The 16,128-nt window shown below is 75.5% G+C and carries 14 protein-coding genes; 3 read left to right on the top strand and 11 right to left on the bottom strand.

The window, feature by feature from the left end; all coding sequences use genetic code 11:
• Positions 1 to 119: 119 nt before the first annotated feature.
• A complete protein-coding gene (locus AC067J_RS23765; RefSeq protein WP_478302272.1) occupies positions 120 to 1,043 on the top strand; it encodes an alpha/beta hydrolase family protein in 924 nt (307 codons plus the stop codon).
• A 137-nt stretch (positions 1,044 to 1,180) separates the two neighbouring features.
• Positions 1,181 to 1,978, top strand: coding sequence for a DUF4253 domain-containing protein (locus AC067J_RS23770; protein WP_478302274.1), 798 nt, complete (start codon positions 1,181 to 1,183; stop codon positions 1,976 to 1,978).
• Positions 1,979 to 2,186: 208 nt separating this feature from the next.
• Here AC067J_RS23770 and AC067J_RS23775 read toward each other — a convergent pair whose 3' ends face one another.
• Positions 2,187 to 3,050: an alpha/beta fold hydrolase gene (locus tag AC067J_RS23775; protein WP_478302276.1), complete on the bottom strand. Its 864-nt coding sequence runs from the start codon at positions 3,048 to 3,050 to the stop codon at positions 2,187 to 2,189.
• 55 nt (positions 3,051 to 3,105) lie between these two features.
• On the opposite strand from AC067J_RS23775, the gene AC067J_RS23780 reads away from it, so the two are divergent.
• Entirely contained in the window at positions 3,106 to 3,705 is a 600-nt protein-coding gene (locus AC067J_RS23780; protein WP_478302525.1) for a TetR/AcrR family transcriptional regulator, read from the top strand.
• Between the two features lie 243 nt (positions 3,706 to 3,948).
• On the opposite strand, the gene AC067J_RS23785 is transcribed toward AC067J_RS23780, so the two are convergent.
• The 10 genes from AC067J_RS23785 to AC067J_RS23830 all read right to left on the bottom strand — a co-directional run bounded on the left by AC067J_RS23785 (position 3,949) and on the right by AC067J_RS23830 (position 15,827).
• A complete protein-coding gene (locus AC067J_RS23785) occupies positions 3,949 to 4,272 on the bottom strand; it encodes a hypothetical protein (protein WP_478302277.1) in 324 nt (107 codons plus the stop codon).
• Positions 4,273 to 4,487: 215 nt separating this feature from the next.
• Positions 4,488 to 5,588 (bottom strand): LLM class flavin-dependent oxidoreductase, encoded by a 1,101-nt coding sequence (locus AC067J_RS23790; protein ID WP_478302279.1) that lies wholly within the window; start codon positions 5,586 to 5,588, stop codon positions 4,488 to 4,490.
• 5 nt (positions 5,589 to 5,593) lie between these two features.
• The gene (locus AC067J_RS23795; RefSeq protein WP_478302281.1) at positions 5,594 to 6,166 is read right to left on the bottom strand and encodes a flavin reductase family protein; all 573 of its coding nucleotides are present in this window, start codon (positions 6,164 to 6,166) and stop codon (positions 5,594 to 5,596) included.
• The gene (locus AC067J_RS23800) at positions 6,163 to 7,197 is read right to left on the bottom strand and encodes an alpha/beta hydrolase (RefSeq protein ID WP_478302283.1); all 1,035 of its coding nucleotides are present in this window, start codon (positions 7,195 to 7,197) and stop codon (positions 6,163 to 6,165) included. Before AC067J_RS23800 ends, AC067J_RS23795 begins: the two co-directional genes overlap by 4 nt.
• A 44-nt stretch (positions 7,198 to 7,241) precedes the next feature.
• Positions 7,242 to 8,462 (bottom strand): LLM class flavin-dependent oxidoreductase, encoded by a 1,221-nt coding sequence (locus tag AC067J_RS23805; protein ID WP_478302285.1) that lies wholly within the window; start codon positions 8,460 to 8,462, stop codon positions 7,242 to 7,244.
• A gap of 135 nt (positions 8,463 to 8,597) precedes the next feature.
• A complete protein-coding gene (locus tag AC067J_RS23810; RefSeq protein ID WP_478302286.1) occupies positions 8,598 to 9,797 on the bottom strand; it encodes an acyl-CoA dehydrogenase family protein in 1,200 nt (399 codons plus the stop codon).
• A gap of 51 nt (positions 9,798 to 9,848) precedes the next feature.
• Positions 9,849 to 10,991: an ABC transporter ATP-binding protein gene (locus AC067J_RS23815; protein WP_478302288.1), complete on the bottom strand. Its 1,143-nt coding sequence runs from the start codon at positions 10,989 to 10,991 to the stop codon at positions 9,849 to 9,851.
• Positions 10,988 to 13,234 (bottom strand): dipeptide/oligopeptide/nickel ABC transporter permease/ATP-binding protein, encoded by a 2,247-nt coding sequence (locus tag AC067J_RS23820; protein WP_478302289.1) that lies wholly within the window; start codon positions 13,232 to 13,234, stop codon positions 10,988 to 10,990. Before AC067J_RS23820 ends, AC067J_RS23815 begins: the two co-directional genes overlap by 4 nt.
• A complete protein-coding gene (locus AC067J_RS23825; protein ID WP_478302290.1) occupies positions 13,231 to 14,280 on the bottom strand; it encodes an ABC transporter permease in 1,050 nt (349 codons plus the stop codon). Before AC067J_RS23825 ends, AC067J_RS23820 begins: the two co-directional genes overlap by 4 nt.
• Positions 14,277 to 15,827: an ABC transporter substrate-binding protein gene (locus AC067J_RS23830; protein WP_478302291.1), complete on the bottom strand. Its 1,551-nt coding sequence runs from the start codon at positions 15,825 to 15,827 to the stop codon at positions 14,277 to 14,279. The genes AC067J_RS23825 and AC067J_RS23830 overlap by 4 nt, the downstream gene beginning before the upstream one ends.
• Positions 15,828 to 16,128: the final 301 nt, after the last annotated feature.

A 16,128-nucleotide genomic window follows, 5' to 3' on the forward strand; every position in this document is an offset into this window, starting at 1 on the left:
ACGTTCCGTATCGTCTGCGGAACGAGGTTCCGTTTCATTCATGATGGCAGAGCCGGAGGCCGGTGACCAGGTCGTCCGCCGCTGTCGCGCGCCCAGAACACCGAACGGAAGGCACTTCCATGTCCGACTCGAACACCCTTGCCGCGCCCACCGCGGTGATCTCCGCGAAGCCGGTCGTCCTGCCGGCCCCGGGCCGCGGTGACGATCTCCGGGTCCGCGTGTCCGCCCCCGCGACCGGCGGCGAACTGCCCGTCATCGTCTTCTCGCACGGCTTCGGCTGGTCGATGGACGGCTACGCCCCGCTGGCGGACCACTGGGCGGCCGCCGGCTTCGTCGTCGTCCAGCCCACCCACCTCGACTCCCGCACCTTGGGCCTGCCGGCCGACGACCCCCGCACGCCGCGGATCTGGCGCCTGCGCATCGAGGACCTCACGCGCGTCCTGGACGGACTCCACGCCCTCGAAGCCGCCGTGCCGGGCCTCGCCGGGCGCGTCGACCACGGCCGCATCGCCGTCGCCGGCCACTCCTGGGGAGCCCAGACGGCGAGCACGCTGCTCGGCGCGCGCGTCCTCGACGCCGACGGCGTCCCCGGCGAGGACATGTCCGACCCCCGCGTCACGGCCGGTGCGCTGCTGGCCCTGACCGGCCTGGGCGACGACCTGGTTCCGTTCGCGGCCGAGCACTTCCCCTTCATGAAGCCGTCCTTCGCCACCATGACGGCCCCCGCCCTCATCGTCGCCGGCGACCACGACCAGTCGCACCTGTCCACGCGCGGACCGGACTGGTTCACCGACCCCTTCACCCACAGCCCGGGGCGCAAGAGCCTGCTCACCCTGTTCGGGGCCGAGCACTCGCTCGGCGGCATCCCCGGGTACGAAGCCGCCGAGACGACCGACGAGAGCCCCGCGCGCGTCGCACTGGTCCAGCGGCTCACCACCGCCTACCTGCGCAGCGCCCTCGACCCCGAGGACGCGGCCTGGGAGACGGCGGCCGGCGCACTGGCGGAGGACGCCGACCCGCTGGGGACGCTGCAGAGCAAGTAGCGCGGATCTCCTGACGCGCCCACACGGAGCCTGCCGCGCGGGCCTTGAGCTCCTACCGGTCCGCGCGCTCCCTACGGCCCGCCCACCGCTGCGGCCCGCCACCGGCCACTGTCGGAGCCCGGTCCTATGGTGCTCGCATGACCGAGCCCCCGGACCTCGCCCGCGCTGTCACCGACCTGTCCGTCACCCTGCCGCCCGGACGCCTGGTCGCGGGCGAGGACGACGGGCGGCAACCGCTGCTGTGGATCAGCGACGCCCCCGCCCCCGCCGGCCTGTGGGAACGCCTCCACCGGGCCCACCCGGAGACCGGCCTGTGGCCGCTCCTGCTCAGCCCGCTGGACGACGGCGCCGACTACCGCCCCTGGCTGTCCGGCGAGCTCTACCCGGATCTGGCCTCCGACGTCTCGCTCCACGACCCGGCCGCTCTGCTGCGCGACCGGTGGGAGTCGGAGTCCGGCGGCGAGGACGACGACGACCTGGTCGGTGCCCTGGCCCCCTACGGCCTGACCTGGCCCGGGCTCGCACCCGCCGCCGCCGTCCCCGCCGGCGCCGCCGGCGCCGAGGCCCGCGGGCTGGCGGGCGTGCTGCCGTCCGTGCGGAGCGTGCGCCTCGGGCTGGTGCGGGCGGGCAGCGGCGCCGAGGCGCTGGCGGTCTGCGGCTGGAGCGGCCCGGTCAACCACGAGAACGACATCGCGAAGATCGCCGCCGTGCTCGCCGACTGGGAACGCCGCTTCGGCGCGCAGGTCGTCGAAGTCGGTTACGACACTCTGCAGTTGAGCGTCGCCGTGCCGCCCGCGACGCTCGCCGAGGCACTCCCGGTGGCCGCCGAGCACACCGCGCTCTGCTCCGACCTGGTCTTCCAGGGCGCCGGTACCCTCACCGCCTACGCCGAGACGCTGGTCGGCTCCCACCAGTGGTCGTTCTGGTGGGACTGAGTCGGACCCCACGGCCCGGGCTCGCAAATCCGCAGCCCCGACGCCTCTACCTGTACCGGATCAGCCCGCAGTCCGGGCATGGCCGTTGAAGCTCACATATCTTCTGTCAAGAGTCGTACTCTGCCCTCGGCTGCGGGACCGGACCGGACCGGGCAGGGGCTACGGGGTGGTCGAGGTTCTCGGGGAGCTGCGGCCTGCCCCCGGGGTGCTACCGCCCGACGGTGCGGAGGATGCGGTCGGCCACCAGGTCCGGCAGGTCGGTCGGCAGTGCGTGGCCGGCTCCGGGCACGACCTCGACCCGGGCCGAGGGGACGAGCCCGCCGAGGCGGTCGGCGACCTCGCGAGAGTCGTGCAGGGCGCTGCGCGCCCCGAGCAGGAACAGTGCGGGGGCGTCGAGGCCGCGCAGTTCCTCGTCGGAGAAGACCGGCGGCACCGGGAGTGCGCGGCGGAATCCCATCGATGCGCGCATCAGGCTCATCAGTTCGGTGTCCAGGATGGTGCTGTTGCCGACCAGGCGGGCCAGGCGGGGGCGGAGTGGGCGCGGCGCCGCCGCGGCGAGGCCGCCGGCGATCAGCCACGCGTAGAACCGGGGGCCGACGCGGGCGAATCCCGCCGGGTCGACCAGGGTGAGGGAAGCGTTCCGTCCGGGGTGGTGGATCTGGTGGCTGAGCGCCAGCCAGCCGCCGTAGGAGCAGCCGACGAGGTGGGCGGCCGTCACCTCCAGCGCGGTGAGGAGCTCGTCCAGCCAGGCGGCGCCGTCCCGTCCGTCGCCGATCGGGGCGGTCTGCACGCTCGCGCCCGGTTCGCCGATCGTGTCGACGGCGATGACCGGGTGGTGCTCGGCGAGTACGTCGATGTACCGGTGCCACATCAGCGCGTTTCCACCTGAGCCGGGCAGCAGCACGATCGGCTCGCCGCCTGCCGGGCCCGTTCGATAGACGCGGGTGGTCCCGAACGCGGTCGGAAGGTCGAGTGTCGTCCGCGCTCCGGGCCACAGCGCTTCCAGGGCCTGCTCGTAGGCGCTCCGGAACCGGTCGCCGGCCTGGTCGTTCCTGAACTGACTGATTCGCATGATACATGTGTATCACGGCATGATACGGGTGTACCAGGGAGGTCTCACCATGACTGTGCGGGTCGATCACGAGGAACGCCGACGACAGATCGCCGAGGCGCTGCTGCGCATCGCCGACACCGAGGGCCTGCAGTCGGCCAGCATGCGGGCGGTCGCCACCGAGGCCGGCGTCTCCCTGCGGTTGGTGCAGTACTACTTCGCGAGCAAGGAAGGGCTGCTGCTGGACGCGCTGGCCAGGCTCGGCACCCAACTCCAGGCGCGCATGGAGGAATGGATCGCCGCGGCAGGCTCCCCGCCCACACCGCGCGGCATCGTGACCGCCGTCCTGTCGTGCATCCTGCCGACCGATCCGGAGAGCCGCCGGATCACCAGGACGTACGCCGCCTACTACACGCTGGTGCTCAGCGATCCCGAGGTGCTGGCGAAGCACGGAACGGCCCAGCCCGACCTCCTTGAGGGCTTCCTCACCAAGCAGATCCGCGCCGCCCAGCAGGCCCGGGAGATCGACCCCGCCAAGGACCCCGAGATGACCGCCGCCGGACTGCTCGCCATGGTGAACGGCCTCGGTTCGAGTGTGCTCGGCGGCCAGCGCACCGGCGACGCCGCACTGGCGGTGCTCACCCACCACCTGGACGATCTGTTCCGGACGCCCTGAGCGGTCAGGCGCGGTGCGGCGCGGTGCGGCCCGCTCGACCGGCCCGGCCGTGTGGCGGCCGGGTCGGCGAGAGGTCGGTGAGAGGTCGGCGACGGCCCCGGACGGGCCCCGGACGCGAGCGGGGCGGGCGGCGGAGGAGGAACCTGGCAGCAGCCGTCCGCCCGCGCCCGCCAGCGGACCTGACGGGTGCACAGGGCGCCGACCGTGCTCGTCGGTCAGCAGCGATCGGTCAGCAGTGATCGGTCAGCAGCGATCGGCCGGAAAGCGGGCGGTGACCGGTCCGTCCTGCCGCGCCCGTTCCAGCCACACCGGCCGGCGGCCCAACTGGGTGACCGGCGGCGTGACGTACAGCAGCCCCGGCTCCTCGCCCGGCTCGGCGGTGTCGTACGCCGCGGCCACCAGCAGCCGCAGCGCGTCGCACACCGCGCCTTCGGGGTCGACCGCCGTACCGGCCGGGTCGAGGCCGGCCGCGAGGTCGTGGAGTGCCTGGCGGAGGGTGTCGGAGAGGTAGGCGACGGATGCGCCGCCGAGAGCGGGATGTCCACTGCTGTCCCGGTGCGCGCGCACGGGGACAGCAGACCATGTCCTTGCTGTCACAGAGGTCATGCCCTGGACGCTAGGGGAGACCTACGACACCGCCCGGCCGTCGGGGACGGAACCACCGGGACGGGGCCGCCGGATCGGGACATTCGCCCGCTGTGCCTGCTGCGCTCGCTCTGCCTGCTCGTGACTGCTGCGCCTGCAGCCCGAGTCCGGTGACGCGGCGGCTGCCGAACGCCGCCTCAGGTCCCGGGCTTCCAGAGGCCGCGGGCCGCCAGCAGGGGCAGCACGTTCTCGCCGACCCGGTACGCCTCCTCCAGGTGCGGGACCCCGGAGAGGACGAACTCGTCGATGCCCAGGCGGTGGTACTCCTCGATCCGGTCGGCGACCTCGCCGTGGCTGCCCACCAGGGCCGTGCCCGCGCCGCCGCGGACCAGGCCGATCCCCGCCCACAGCCCGGGGGACACCTCCAGCCGCTGCGCCGACCCGCCGTGCAGCAGCCGCATCCGCCGCTGGCCCTCCGACTCGCTGCGGGCCAGCGCCTCCTGGGTTTCGGCGATCCGCGCCGGGTCCATGCCGGCCAGCAGCCGGCGGGCCTCCGCCCAGGCCGCCTCCGAGGTGTCCCGGCTGATCACGTGCAGCCGGATGCCGAAGCGCGGGCGGCGCCCGTGCCGGGCGGCGAGCCCGCGGATGTGCCGGACCTTCTCACCGACCATGTCCGGCGGTTCGCCCCAGGTGAGGTAGACGTCGGCGTACCGCGCGGCGACCTCGGCGGCCTCCGGGGAGGAGCCGCCGAAGTACACCTCCGGGACGGGCTCCGGAAGCCGGGTCAACTGCGCGCCCTCGACGCGCAGATGGGCACCGTGGTGGTCCACCCGCTCGCCGCGCCAGAGCCGGCCGGTGATGTCGAGGAACTCCCCGGTGCGGGCGTAGCGGCCCGCCTTGTCGAGGAAGTCCCCGTACGCGCGCTGCTCGGCCGACTCGCCGCCGGTGACGACGTTGAGCAGCAGCCGGCCGCCCGACTGGTTCTGGTAGCTCGTGGCCATCTGGGCGGCCAGGGTCGGGCTGAGCTGGCCGGGGCGGAAGGCGACCAGGTACCTGAGCCGCTCGGTCACCCGGGTGAGCATCGCCGTGGTCAGCCAGGCGTCCTCGCACCAGGCGCCGGTCGGGGTGAGCGCCCCGGTGAAGCCCGACTGCTCCGCCGCGCGGGCGATCTGGCCGAGGTAGGCGATGCTCGGCGGGCGGTCCGAGCCTGCCGTGCCGGGGACCGAACCGTGGCCTCCGCCGACGATGTGCCGGCTGTCCCCGGTGGTGGGCAGGAACCAGTGGGCGGTCAGCGCCATCGGGCTCAGCCCTCCGGGTCGGCGGCGAACCGGCCGTACCCGCCGTCGTGGTGCACCAGCGGCGGGCCGCCGTCGGCGTCCGCGCCCAGCACCTCGCCGACGACCAGCAGGTGGTCGCCGACCGGGGTCACCGCGGTCGTCCTGGCGGTCAGCCGGGCGGCGGCGCCGGGAAGGACCGGCGTGCCGTGCGGCCCGGTGTGCCACGGCGTACCGGCGAAGCGGTCGATCCCGCTGCGGGCGAACCGGCTCGCCAACTCCTGCTGGTCGTGGCGCAGGATGTGCACGGTGAACGCCTCGGCGGCCCGGACGGCGGGGGCCGAGGAGGCGGTGGCGGAGACGTAGAAGGAGACCAGGGCGGGCTCCAGGCTCACCGAGGTGAACGAGGTCGCGGTGAACCCGGCCGGACCGGCGGGGCCGGCGACGGTGATCACGGTGACACCCGAGGCGTGCCGCCGCAGCGCGCCGCGCAGCAGGTCGGCGGCGGGGGCGGCAGCCGCCGGTGCGCCGTCGGTCGTGGTGGCGGCTTCGGTGGCGTCGGTGACGAGGGTGAGTACGGGGCGTTCGTCGATGGTGGTCATGCCGGGACTCCTTCAGTGGGGTGCGGTGCCGGCTCGCTCGTTGCCGACGCGTCCGGCGTCGACGTGTCCGGAGTGGGTGCGTCCGGGGCGGGTGCCTCCGGTGCGGGGCTGGTGACCGGGACGAGCTGCGGGGGCAGGTGCGGTCCGCCGCGCAGCCGTTCCAGCCACTGGACGACGGCGGCGGCCACGCTGCGGTGGGGGGCGTCGTTGAGCGCGTCGTGCCGGCCGTCGGTGACCAGCACCAACTCGGCCGCCAGCCGGGCGGCGTACCACCGGGCGGTCGCGGGCGGCGAGACCTGGTCGGCGTCGCCGTGGATCACGAGGGCGGGCAGGCCCGGGGCGGCGAGTCCGGCCGCCTCGGCGAGTTCGGCGGGCACGGGCTGTTCCAGGGCGCCCGGCCGGTAGTGGGGATCGGTGTCGAGCAGGCTGCGGTGTACCGGGCAGGCGGTACGGGCGGCGAGTTCGTCCGGCCAGGCGGCAGGTGCGCCGCCCGCCGCGCGCTCCTCGGGGCCGCCCGCCGCGCCGTCCCCGCTGTCCCTCACCGCGCCGACCTCCCGGCCGACCTCCCGGCCGACCTCCCGGCCGACCTCCCGGCCGCCCTCGGGGCCGGCCGGCTCCGGATCGGCCGCGGGGAGGCCGACGAGCAGCAGGCCGTCGGGCGCGGCCCGGCCGGCGGCGGCCAGAGCGAGCAGCGCGCCGGTGTCGGAGCCGGCCAGCACGACGGGGGCGCCGGCCGGGAGCGCGCTGCGGGCCTCGGCGACCCGGTCCGCCAGCCGGGTGGCCTCGGCCGGACTGCCGGTGTGTCCCAGGGCTGCCACGCGGTAGCCGTCGAAGGCGAGCCGGCGCCCGAACCGGGTGTACACGCCGGGGTGTTCGCCGCGGCCGGGGAGCAGCAGGACGGTGCCGCGGACGACGACTCCGGCCGCCGGGGCCCAGGAGACCGGGGCGTCGGCCTCGGCGGGGCCGTCCTGCGGAACGCGTGACGGTGGCGGCGGCGGCGACTGCGACGGCAGGGGGGCGAGCGTGGACACGGAAGCGGAAGCGGGATCGGATGGTGCGGCGGGGGCGAGGGCGCTCATCGGGCGGCGCCCGCAGGCTCGGCGTCGGACAGCGGGGCCCCGGAGTTCACGGCCCCGGAGCGCGCGGCCTCGGACGCCGCCGCCTCGGCCTCGGCCTGGGCCGCCGCCTCGCGGGCCGCCCGCTCGTCGCGGCGCGCGATCTCCTGGCGCACCAGCGGCAGCAGCTCCCGGCCGTAGTCGACGGCGTCGTCCAGCGGGTCGTAGCCGCGGATCAGCAGTGTGGTGACACCGATGTCGACGTAGTCCAGCAGTGCCTGCGCGACCGTCTCGGGCGTGCCGACCAACGCGGTCGAGTTCCCGGCCGCGCCGGTCGCGGCGGCGGGCGCGGTCCACAGCGCGCGGTCGTGCCGGTCGGCCTTGGCGGCGGCGGCCAGCAGCCGCTGGGAGCCGACGTTCTGCGGGCTGGCGCCCGGGCCGACCGGCAGCACCTGGCGTCGGCCCCCGAAGGCGTCGGCCCGCTCCTTGACGGTGGCCAGGATGCCGTGCGCGCGCTCCCAGGCCTCGTCCTCGGTGCGGCCCAGGATCGGGCGGAAGGAGACGCTGATGCCCGGGACGTCGGTGCGGCCGGCGGCGGTGGCGGCGGCGCGCACCGAGGCGATCTGCTGCGCGGTCTCCGCCAGCGGCTCGCCCCAGAGGGCGAAGGTGTCGGCGTGCTTGCCGCCGACCCGGTAGGCGGCCTCCGAGGAGCCGCCGAAGAAGAGCGGGATCCGGGGCTCCTGGACCGGCCGGACCTCGGAGTGGAAGTCGGCGAAACGGTAGTACGGGCCCTCGTGGTCGAACGGGCCCTCCTCGGTCCACGCACGGGTGAGCACGGTCAGGTAGTCGTCGGTCCTGGCGTACCGCTCGTCCTTGGAGAGGTAGTCGCCGTCGCGCCGCTGCTCGGCGTCGTGGCCGCCGGTGATGATGTGCACGGCCACCCGGCCGCCGGAGAACTGGTCCAGGGTGGCGAAGGTGCGGGCGGCGACCGTCGGGGCGATGAAGCCCGGGCGGTGGGCGATCAGCAGGCCCAGCCGCTCGGTGTGCGCGGCGGCGTACGCGGCGACCTGGTTGGGGTCGGGGCTGGCGGAGGAGTGCGCGACCAGGATGCGGTCGAAGCCGGCCTCCTCGTGCGCCCGGGCGAAGCGGCGGGTGTAGTCCGCGTCGACCACCGGGCCGTGGGCCGGGCGGGTCTCCGAGACGTCGTGGGTGGAGATCATGCCGATGAACTCGACGGACATGGCGAACGACCTTTCATGACAGCGGGTGTCGGGACTCAGGGGAGAGGGACGGGCGGGAGGGAGGGCGGGAGGGAAAGGGAGAACAGGGGGAAGGGGGGAAGTGGCAGGAGGAGGGGAGGGAAGGGCGAGGAGCGGTCAGCGACTCGGGGAGCGGTGCAGTGCCGCCCGGCCGCGGGCCAGCAGGACGGTGTCGTCCTGCGGGGTGTGGACCCGGCTGCACAGCACGTCCCGCAGATGCCGTTGCAGCGGGTGGTGGTGGGTCAGACCGTGGTTGCCGGTGAGGGCGACGGCCCGCTGGACGGCCTCCACGGCGGCCCGGGTGGCGAGCAGCTTGGCACCGGGGCTCTCCTCGGTGGCCCGCGGGTCGCCCGCGTCGACCGCCTCGGCGAGTGCCGCGACCAGCCGCTCGGCGCCGGTGAGGTCGACGTCGATGCCGCCCAGCTCGCTCTGGAAGCGGGGCAGGGTGGCGAGCGGGGCGCCCAGCGAGGTCGGGGTCCGCTCGTGCAGGAACCCGGTGAGCCAGGCCTGTGCGGCGCGGGCCACGCCCAGGTACAGGGCGGCGAGTCCGAGCGAGTTCCACGCACCGCCGAGGGCGTCCCGTCCGCCCTCCGGGTCGGGGACGGCCAGCCCGGCGGTGTGGTCGAGCGGGATCCGTACGGCGTCGAGCAGGATGTCGTCGCTGCGGCTGGCCCGCAGGCCGAGGTGGTCCCAGGTCGGCTCGACGGTGATCCCGGGCCGGTCTCCGCGGACCAGGAACGAGCCGACCCGCGGTTCGGACTCCTCGGTCCTGGCCCAGACCAGCAGCCAGCGCAGGGCCGGGGCGCCGGTGGAGTAGATCTTGCGCCCGGTCAGCTCCCAGGCGTCGCCGCTGCGCCGTGCGACGGTGGCGGGCAGCCCGCCGCGGACCGGAGTGCCGAGTTCGGCCTCGACCCGGACGTGGTTGACCAGGGCGGGGCGGGCGGCGGATTCGGCGAGCAGGTCGGCGAGCGGGCCGGCCGGCCAGCGCGGGTCGCGGGCCTCGGCCGCGTGGACGAACAGGGTCATCGCGGTGACCAGCGCGACGGCCGGGTCGCCGGCGCCGAGCGCGCGCAGGATCCGGACGGTGTCGGCCAGTCCGCTGCCGGGGCCACCGTTCCGCCGGGCGACGGTCGCGGTCAACAGGCCTGCTCGGTGGACGAGTTCGATGCCCTCGGTGGGGAAGGAGGCGTCCCGGTCGTGCTCGGCGGCGCGGGTGGCCAGGGCGGTGGTGATCTCGGGAAGCCGGTGCAGCTCGGGCACCGGCAGCGGTGGCAGCGGCGCCGCCGGGCGTGCCGGGGCGGGGGGTGCGGCGGGCATGGGTGTACTCCGGTACGGGAGGCGACGGGCGACGGGCGGCGGGCGGCGGTATCAGCGGGGCAGCCGTGTGCGCCAGCCGGGGGAGTGGTGGCAGGCCACGGTGTGCGCGGCCGTCGCGGGGGCCGCGCCTGTGGCCGGAGCGGGTGGGGCGGCGGGGGAGGGCAGGGCGGACAGGGACGGTGAGCCGGACAGGGAGGTGGTGGAGGGCGGGGCGGCCGGGAGCGGCTCGGGGTGCACGGCGCAGGCCGCGTCCGCGAACGGGCAGCGGTGGGCGAAGACGCAGGCGGTCCGGCCGGCGCCTTCCGGGCCGGTGGCGGCGGGGGCCGGGGCGGGGGCCGGGGTGCGCAGCAGATCCAGGGCGGCCCGCCGGGTCGGGTCGAGGCTCGGAGCGGCGGCGCCCAGCAGCGCGCTGTACGGGTGCAGCGGCTGTTCCAGGACCGTTCGGGCCGGGCCCTGTTCGACGATCCGGCCCCGGTAGAGGACGGCGATGCGGTCGGCGATCCCGGACAGCGAGTCGAGGTCGTGCGAGATCACCACGACGGCCAGGTCCAGCTCGCGGCGCAGCCGGTCGAGCAGCCGCAGGACGTGGTTGCGGTTGGAGGCGTCGAGTGCGCTGACCGGTTCGTCGGCCAGCAGCAGCCGGGGCCGCCCGACGACGGCCCGGGCGAGGGCGACCCGCTGCCGCTGGCCGCCGGACAGCCGCCCGGGGGTGCGGGTGGTGAGCGCGGGGTCGAGGCCGACCCGGTCCAGCGCCTCCCGGACGCGCTCCTCCCGCTCGGCGCGGGGGACGCGCGCCACGGCCAGCGGCTCGCCGACGAGCCGGCCGACCGTCAGGTCCGGGTCCAGGGAGCGCAGCGGGTCCTGGAACATGTACTGCACCGTCCCGGCTCGGCGGGCCGTGCGCAGCGCCCGGCCGCGCAGGGCGCCGTGGTCGGTGCCGTCCACGGTGATCCGGCCCGCGGTGACGGGGGCGAGGCCCGCGACCGCGCGGGCCAGCGTGGTCTTGCCGGAGCCGGTCTCGCCGATGAGTCCGAGGATCTCGCCGGAGTGCGCCTCCAGGTCGATCCCGGTGAGGACCGGCGTGCGGCCGTAGGTGACGGAGAGTCCGCTGATCCGCAGGGCGGTGGCCGGTGCGGTCGGTGCGGGTCCGCCGCTGCGGGCGAGCGGCGCCGCCGGGGCGGTGGTGGTGCTCATACGGGGGCCTCCGTTCGGTGGTCCGGGGCTGCGGGGGCCACGGCCGCGGGTTCGTCGCGCGGAGGTCCGTCGCCCGGTCGTCCTGCCGTCGGCTCGGCCGTCGCCGTCGCCGTCGCCGTCGCCGTCGCCGTCGCCGTGGCCGTGGCTCCGGTGAGGACGAGGTCGTCGGCGCGGATGCAGCGGACCCGGCGGGTTCCGTCCCCGCGGACCGGGCCGAGCGCGACGTCCTCCCGGGTGCAGTCGGGGGTGGCGTGGACGCAGCGGTCGGCGAACCGGCAGCCGGGGCCCGCGGTGCCGGGCTCGGGCGGCCGGCCGGGGATGACGGCGAGCTCCCGGCGGTGGCGCCGGCCGAGCGAGGCGACCTGGAGCAGCGCCTGGGTGTACGGGTGAGCTGGGTGGGCGACGACTTCGGCGGTCGGGCCCTCCTCGACGATCTCCCCGGCGTAGAACACCAGGATCCGGTCGCAGACGTCGGCCACCACCGCGAGGTCGTGGCTGACCAGCAGCAGTGCCAGTCCGCGTTGCCTGCGCAGCCCGTCGAGCAGGTCCAGCACCTCGGCCTGGACGACGGTGTCCAGTGCGGTGGTCGCCTCGTCGGCGACCAGCAGCCCGGGGTCGCCGGCGACGGCGATGGCGATCAGGACCCGTTGGAGCATGCCGCCGGAGAGCTCGTGCGGGTAGCTGTCGTGGACGGTCTCCGGGTCGCGCAGGCCGACCGCCCGGAACAGTTCCACCGCGCGGTGGCGGGCCTCGTCCCGGCTCAGGCCGTGGCGCCGCCGCAGGGGTTCGCCGAGCTGGCGGCCTACGGTGATCGAGGGGTTGAGGTACGAGCCGGGGTCCTGGAACACCGCGCCGAGGCGGTCTCCCCGGACCTGCTGCCACTGCCGGTCGGTGAGTTCGGTCAGTTCGGTGGGTTCGGTGGGTCCGGCCGGCTCGGCGGTTCCGGCCGGGGCGGCGGGCCCGGTCGTGTCGGCGGCTTCGGCCGGGGTGGTCGGTTCGGCGGGGCCGAGGGCGATCCGTCCGGCCGAGACCGCGACACCGGGTGCGAGCAGGCCGAGCACGGAGCGGCAGGTGAGGGTCTTGCCGCTGCCGGACTCGCCGACCAGGCCGACGGCTTCGCCGGGGCGGACGGTGAACGAGACGTCCCGGACGGCCTCGGTCCGGCCGTGCCCGACGGTGACGTGCAGTCCGTCCACGCGCAGGGCAACGGCGTCGGCGGATCCGTCCGCAGATCCGTCCGCGGATCCGGCGGCGGTGCGTTCCGCCGGGGTCGTCGTGAGCCCGGCCGGGGCACGCTCCCCGATCGACGTCCGACCCTCCCGCCTCCGACCCGTCCGCCTCCGACCCTCTCGCTTGCGGACCGCCCGCTTGCGGACCGCCCGCCGCCCGCCCGCCGTCGGCCCGCCGGCCGGGGAGCCCGCGTCGGCGTCCGAGCGGTCGGCGTCGGCGAGGACGTCGGCGAGCAGGTTGAGCGCTCCGATGGTGACCATGATCAGGACGGTGGGAAGGGCGGGCGCCCACGGTTGCTGGGCGAGGAAACCGAGGTCGCTGGCCAGCATGCCGCCCCAGGTGGGGGCCGGCGGCTGGACGCCGATGCCGAGGAAGGTGAGGGAGGAGACCGCGAGCAGGCTGGTCGCCAGCGCGTGCGCGGTGGTGACGGCGACGGTCGGCAGCACCTTGCGCCAGGTGTGCACCCGCAGGATCCAGGCCCGGGAGGCGCCCATCAGCTCCGCGGCCTCCACGTACTGGGCGCGGTCCAAGCCCAGCGCGGCGGCCCGGACGACCCGGAAGAACAGCGGCGACAGCAGCACCCCGAGCGCCACCATCGCCTGGTGCAGTCCGTTGCCGAGCAGTCCGACGGCGGCGATCGCGAACAGCGTGAACGGCAGTGTCATCAGCGCGTCCACCGAGCGCAGGGCCAGCCAGGCCCCGGCCGAGCCGAACCGGACCGAGAGCAGGCCGGGGACGACCCCGAGCAGGGCGGCCACCGCGACCGCCTCGACGGCGGCCAGGACGGACGGACCGGTCCCCGCGAGCAGCCGGCTGAGCACGTCGCGCCCGAGGTAGTCGGTGCCGAGCAGGTGTCCGGCGCCGGGGCCGCGCAGCACTCCGCCGGCGTCCTGGGCGAGCGGGTCCATCGGTGCGAGCCGCTCGCCGAACAGCGCCAGCAGCAGGACGGCGGCCAGGACGGCCAGTGCGGCCCGGGCGATCGGCACCCGCAGGGTGGTGCGCAGCGCGTTCACCGGCCACCTCCCGCGGCCGTACCGCCTGCCGGCCGGGTCCGGCGGCGGGCCGCCGGGTTGAGCGCGAACAGCAGCGCGTCCACGGTGAGGTTGGCGGCCAGCACGACCGCGACGGTCACCAGCAGCGTGCCCTGGATCACCGGCACGTCGTGCTGTTCGGCCGCCCGCAGCGACAGTTGGGCGATTCCGGGCAGGTTGAAGATCCGCTCGGTGACGACGGCGCCGCCGATCAGCACCGGCACGCTCATGCCCAGCACGGTGACGGCGGGGCCGGCGGCGTTGCGCAGCGCGTGTCCGAACAGCACCCGCCGTCCGGACAGTCCGCGCATCAGCGCGCCGGTGGCGTAGTTCTCGCGCAGCTCCGCGACCAGCGAGGTCCGGAGTTGGCGGGCGATCCCGGCGGCGGCGTCCAGACTGAGGGCCAGGGCGGGCAGCAGGGCGAAGCGCAGCCACTCGGCGGGACTCTGCGAGAACGGCACGTACCCGCCGGAGGGCAGCAGCTGTAGCTGGACGGCGACCAGGGTGATCAGGCCGATCGCGACCACGAACGCCGGCAGGGTGCCGAGCAGGGTGCAGACGGCGGTGACCGCGCGGTCCAGCCGGCCGCCGTTGCTGAGCGCCGCCGCGACTCCGGCGGCGCCGCCCAGCAGCACTGCCAGCACCAGGGCGAGGCCGGCGATCGACAGGTCCACCGGCAGGGCGGAGGCGATCGAGTCGGCCACCGGGACGGTGGTGAACCAGGAGACCCCGAGGTCGCCGCCGAGTGCGTCGAGCAGCCAGCTGCCGTACTGCACGGGCAGCGGGCGGTCCAGGCCGAACTGGTGGTCCAGCCGGGCGATGTCGGCGGGGGTGGCGGTCTCGCCGAGTACGGCCGCGGCCGGATTGGCGTCGGAGACGGCGCCCAGGCCGAAGGTGAGCAGCGAGGAGAGCAGGAACACGGTGGCGGCGCCGGTCAGGACCCGCCCCAGCGGGCGCGGTGCGCGCGCCGTCCGGCGGACGAGCGGGCCCGCCCGCCGGGCGCGTGGGGGCGAGAGGACGGCGCTCACGACGCGGTCACTCCTTCGAACCGCTGGACGACCGTGAAGGCGGGGATCGGCGAGACCGACTTCCGCCGGGCCAGCAGGCGCGGAACGCTGTACAGGAAGGTGTTGGGCATCGTGCGCACGGCGGTCGCGGTCGCGGCCTGGAGCACCTTCGGGTAGTCGGGGGAGTCCAGCGGGGTGCGGGAGATCAGGTCGACCGCCGCCGCCAGCTCGGGCGGGGTGCGCCGGCCGGGGTTCATCAGGCCCTGCTCGCCGAAGAGCACCTGGAAGGCCTGGGCGGCGGAGTCCCGGCCGGCGAACTGGTCGGTGGCGAGCGCCCTGGCGTGCTGGATGTACATGATCTGGGTGGCCTGCGCCGCCGGGATGACCTCGATGGTGGCCCGGATGCCGACGTCCTTCAGCTGCGCCTGGAGCTGCTCGGGCAGGCCCTGCGCGGCGGTGGTGGTCAGCGTGAGGTCGACCCCGCCGGCGAAGCCGGCCTCGGCCAGCAGGGTGCGCGCCCGCGCCGGGTCGTACTTGAAGACGTCCCCCAGGGCGGGGTCGTGGCCCGCGTAACCCTTCGGGAAGGGCTGGTAGTTGACCTCGCCGTGGCCGAAGAGCTGGGTCTTCACCAGGGCCTCGCGGTCGATCGCGAACTTCAGCGCCTCGACCACCTTGGGGTTGTCGAACGGCGCCTTCTCGATGTTGACGTCCAGCACCGCGACCACCAGGGAGGGGATCTCCTGGACCTCCAGGCCCGCGGCCTTGGCGGCGGCGACCTGGCTGCCGGGGATCTGCGCCACGTCGAACTGCCCGGACTGGAGCCCGCCGACCACGGTGGCGGCGTCGGGCAGCGGGTGGAGCTCGAAGTTCTCCAGCCGGATCGAGGCGGCGTCCCAGTACGCGGGGTTGCGCCGCAGCACGGCCTTGGCGTTCTGGGTGTACGAGACGAGGGTGAACGGGCCCGCGCCCGCCGGGCGGGTGGCCAGCGCGGCGGCGTCCGACTCGAAGGCCTTGGGGTTGACGATCATGCCGGTCTTGCCGGCCAGCAGGTTGGGGATCTGGTAGTCGGGCCGGGACAGGTGGATCACCACGGTCTGCGGGTCCGGTGCGGAGACCTCGCGGACACTGGTCAGCTGCGGGGCGACCAGCGACTTGGGGTCCGTCCGGCCGCGGTCCAGGCTTTTCTTGACGGCGGCGGCGTCCAGCGGGGTGCCGTCCGAGAAGGTCAGGCCGGTGCGCAGGGTGAAGGTCACCGAGGCGCCGTCCGGGCCGTAGTTCCAGGACGTGGCGAGCGCGGGGACGGCGGTGCCCTTCTCGTCCAGCTTGGTGAGGCCCGCGTAGACCAGGGAGAGCCCGTGCACGTCCCAGCCGGCCGAGGAGAACACGGGGTCCCACGAAGTGGGCAGTGCCCAGCCCCACTTGAGGGTGCCGCCGGGTCCGCTGCCGCCGGTACCGGCCTGTCCGGCGTCGCCGCACGCGGCGAGGGCGAGGGAGGCGCCGAGGCCGAGGCCCAGGCCGAGCAGCGAACGTCTGCCGAGCAGGGTGCGGTGGGTGGGCGAGCTGGTCATGACGGTTCGTCACCTTTCGGGTGGTGCGCGGACGGTGGCACGGTGCGGCGGGGCGCGGTGGGGTGCCGGGCGCGGGCAGGAGGGGAGGTGCGGCGGCGGGGCCTGCCGTGCGCTCGGGCGTACGGCAGGGGCGGGGCTCGCGGCGGGGTGGGGCGGGGCGGAGTCGGCTGGCGCGGTGGGTGGGCGCGACGAGTGGGCGTGATGGGTGGGCGTGGTGAGTGGGGTCGGCGGGGCCGTGCGACGCGTGGCGCGGGTCGTCCGGGCGGGGTGTCGGCGCGTGGACGCGTCGGTGGCACGCCCC

The sequence above is a fragment of the Kitasatospora sp. NPDC042419 genome (assembly GCF_056437345.1).

Excerpts from the sequence above, each read along its gene's own strand:
- AC067J_RS23830 (WP_478302291.1), bottom strand. The coding sequence starts at position 15,827 with ATGACCAGCTCGCCCACCCACCGCACCCTGCTCGGCAGACGTTCGCTG.
- AC067J_RS23775 (WP_478302276.1), bottom strand. The coding sequence starts at position 3,050 with ATGCGAATCAGTCAGTTCAGGAACGACCAGGCCGGCGACCGGTTCCGG.
- AC067J_RS23765 (WP_478302272.1), top strand. The coding sequence starts at position 120 with ATGTCCGACTCGAACACCCTTGCCGCGCCCACCGCGGTGATCTCCGCG.
- AC067J_RS23810 (WP_478302286.1), bottom strand. The coding sequence starts at position 9,797 with ATGCCCGCCGCACCCCCCGCCCCGGCACGCCCGGCGGCGCCGCTGCCA.
- AC067J_RS23805 (WP_478302285.1), bottom strand. The coding sequence starts at position 8,462 with ATGTCCGTCGAGTTCATCGGCATGATCTCCACCCACGACGTCTCGGAG.
- AC067J_RS23790 (WP_478302279.1), bottom strand. The coding sequence starts at position 5,588 with ATGGCGCTGACCGCCCACTGGTTCCTGCCCACCACCGGGGACAGCCGG.
- AC067J_RS23770 (WP_478302274.1), top strand. The coding sequence starts at position 1,181 with ATGACCGAGCCCCCGGACCTCGCCCGCGCTGTCACCGACCTGTCCGTC.
- AC067J_RS23795 (WP_478302281.1), bottom strand. The coding sequence starts at position 6,166 with ATGACCACCATCGACGAACGCCCCGTACTCACCCTCGTCACCGACGCC.
- AC067J_RS23815 (WP_478302288.1), bottom strand. The coding sequence starts at position 10,991 with ATGAGCACCACCACCGCCCCGGCGGCGCCGCTCGCCCGCAGCGGCGGA.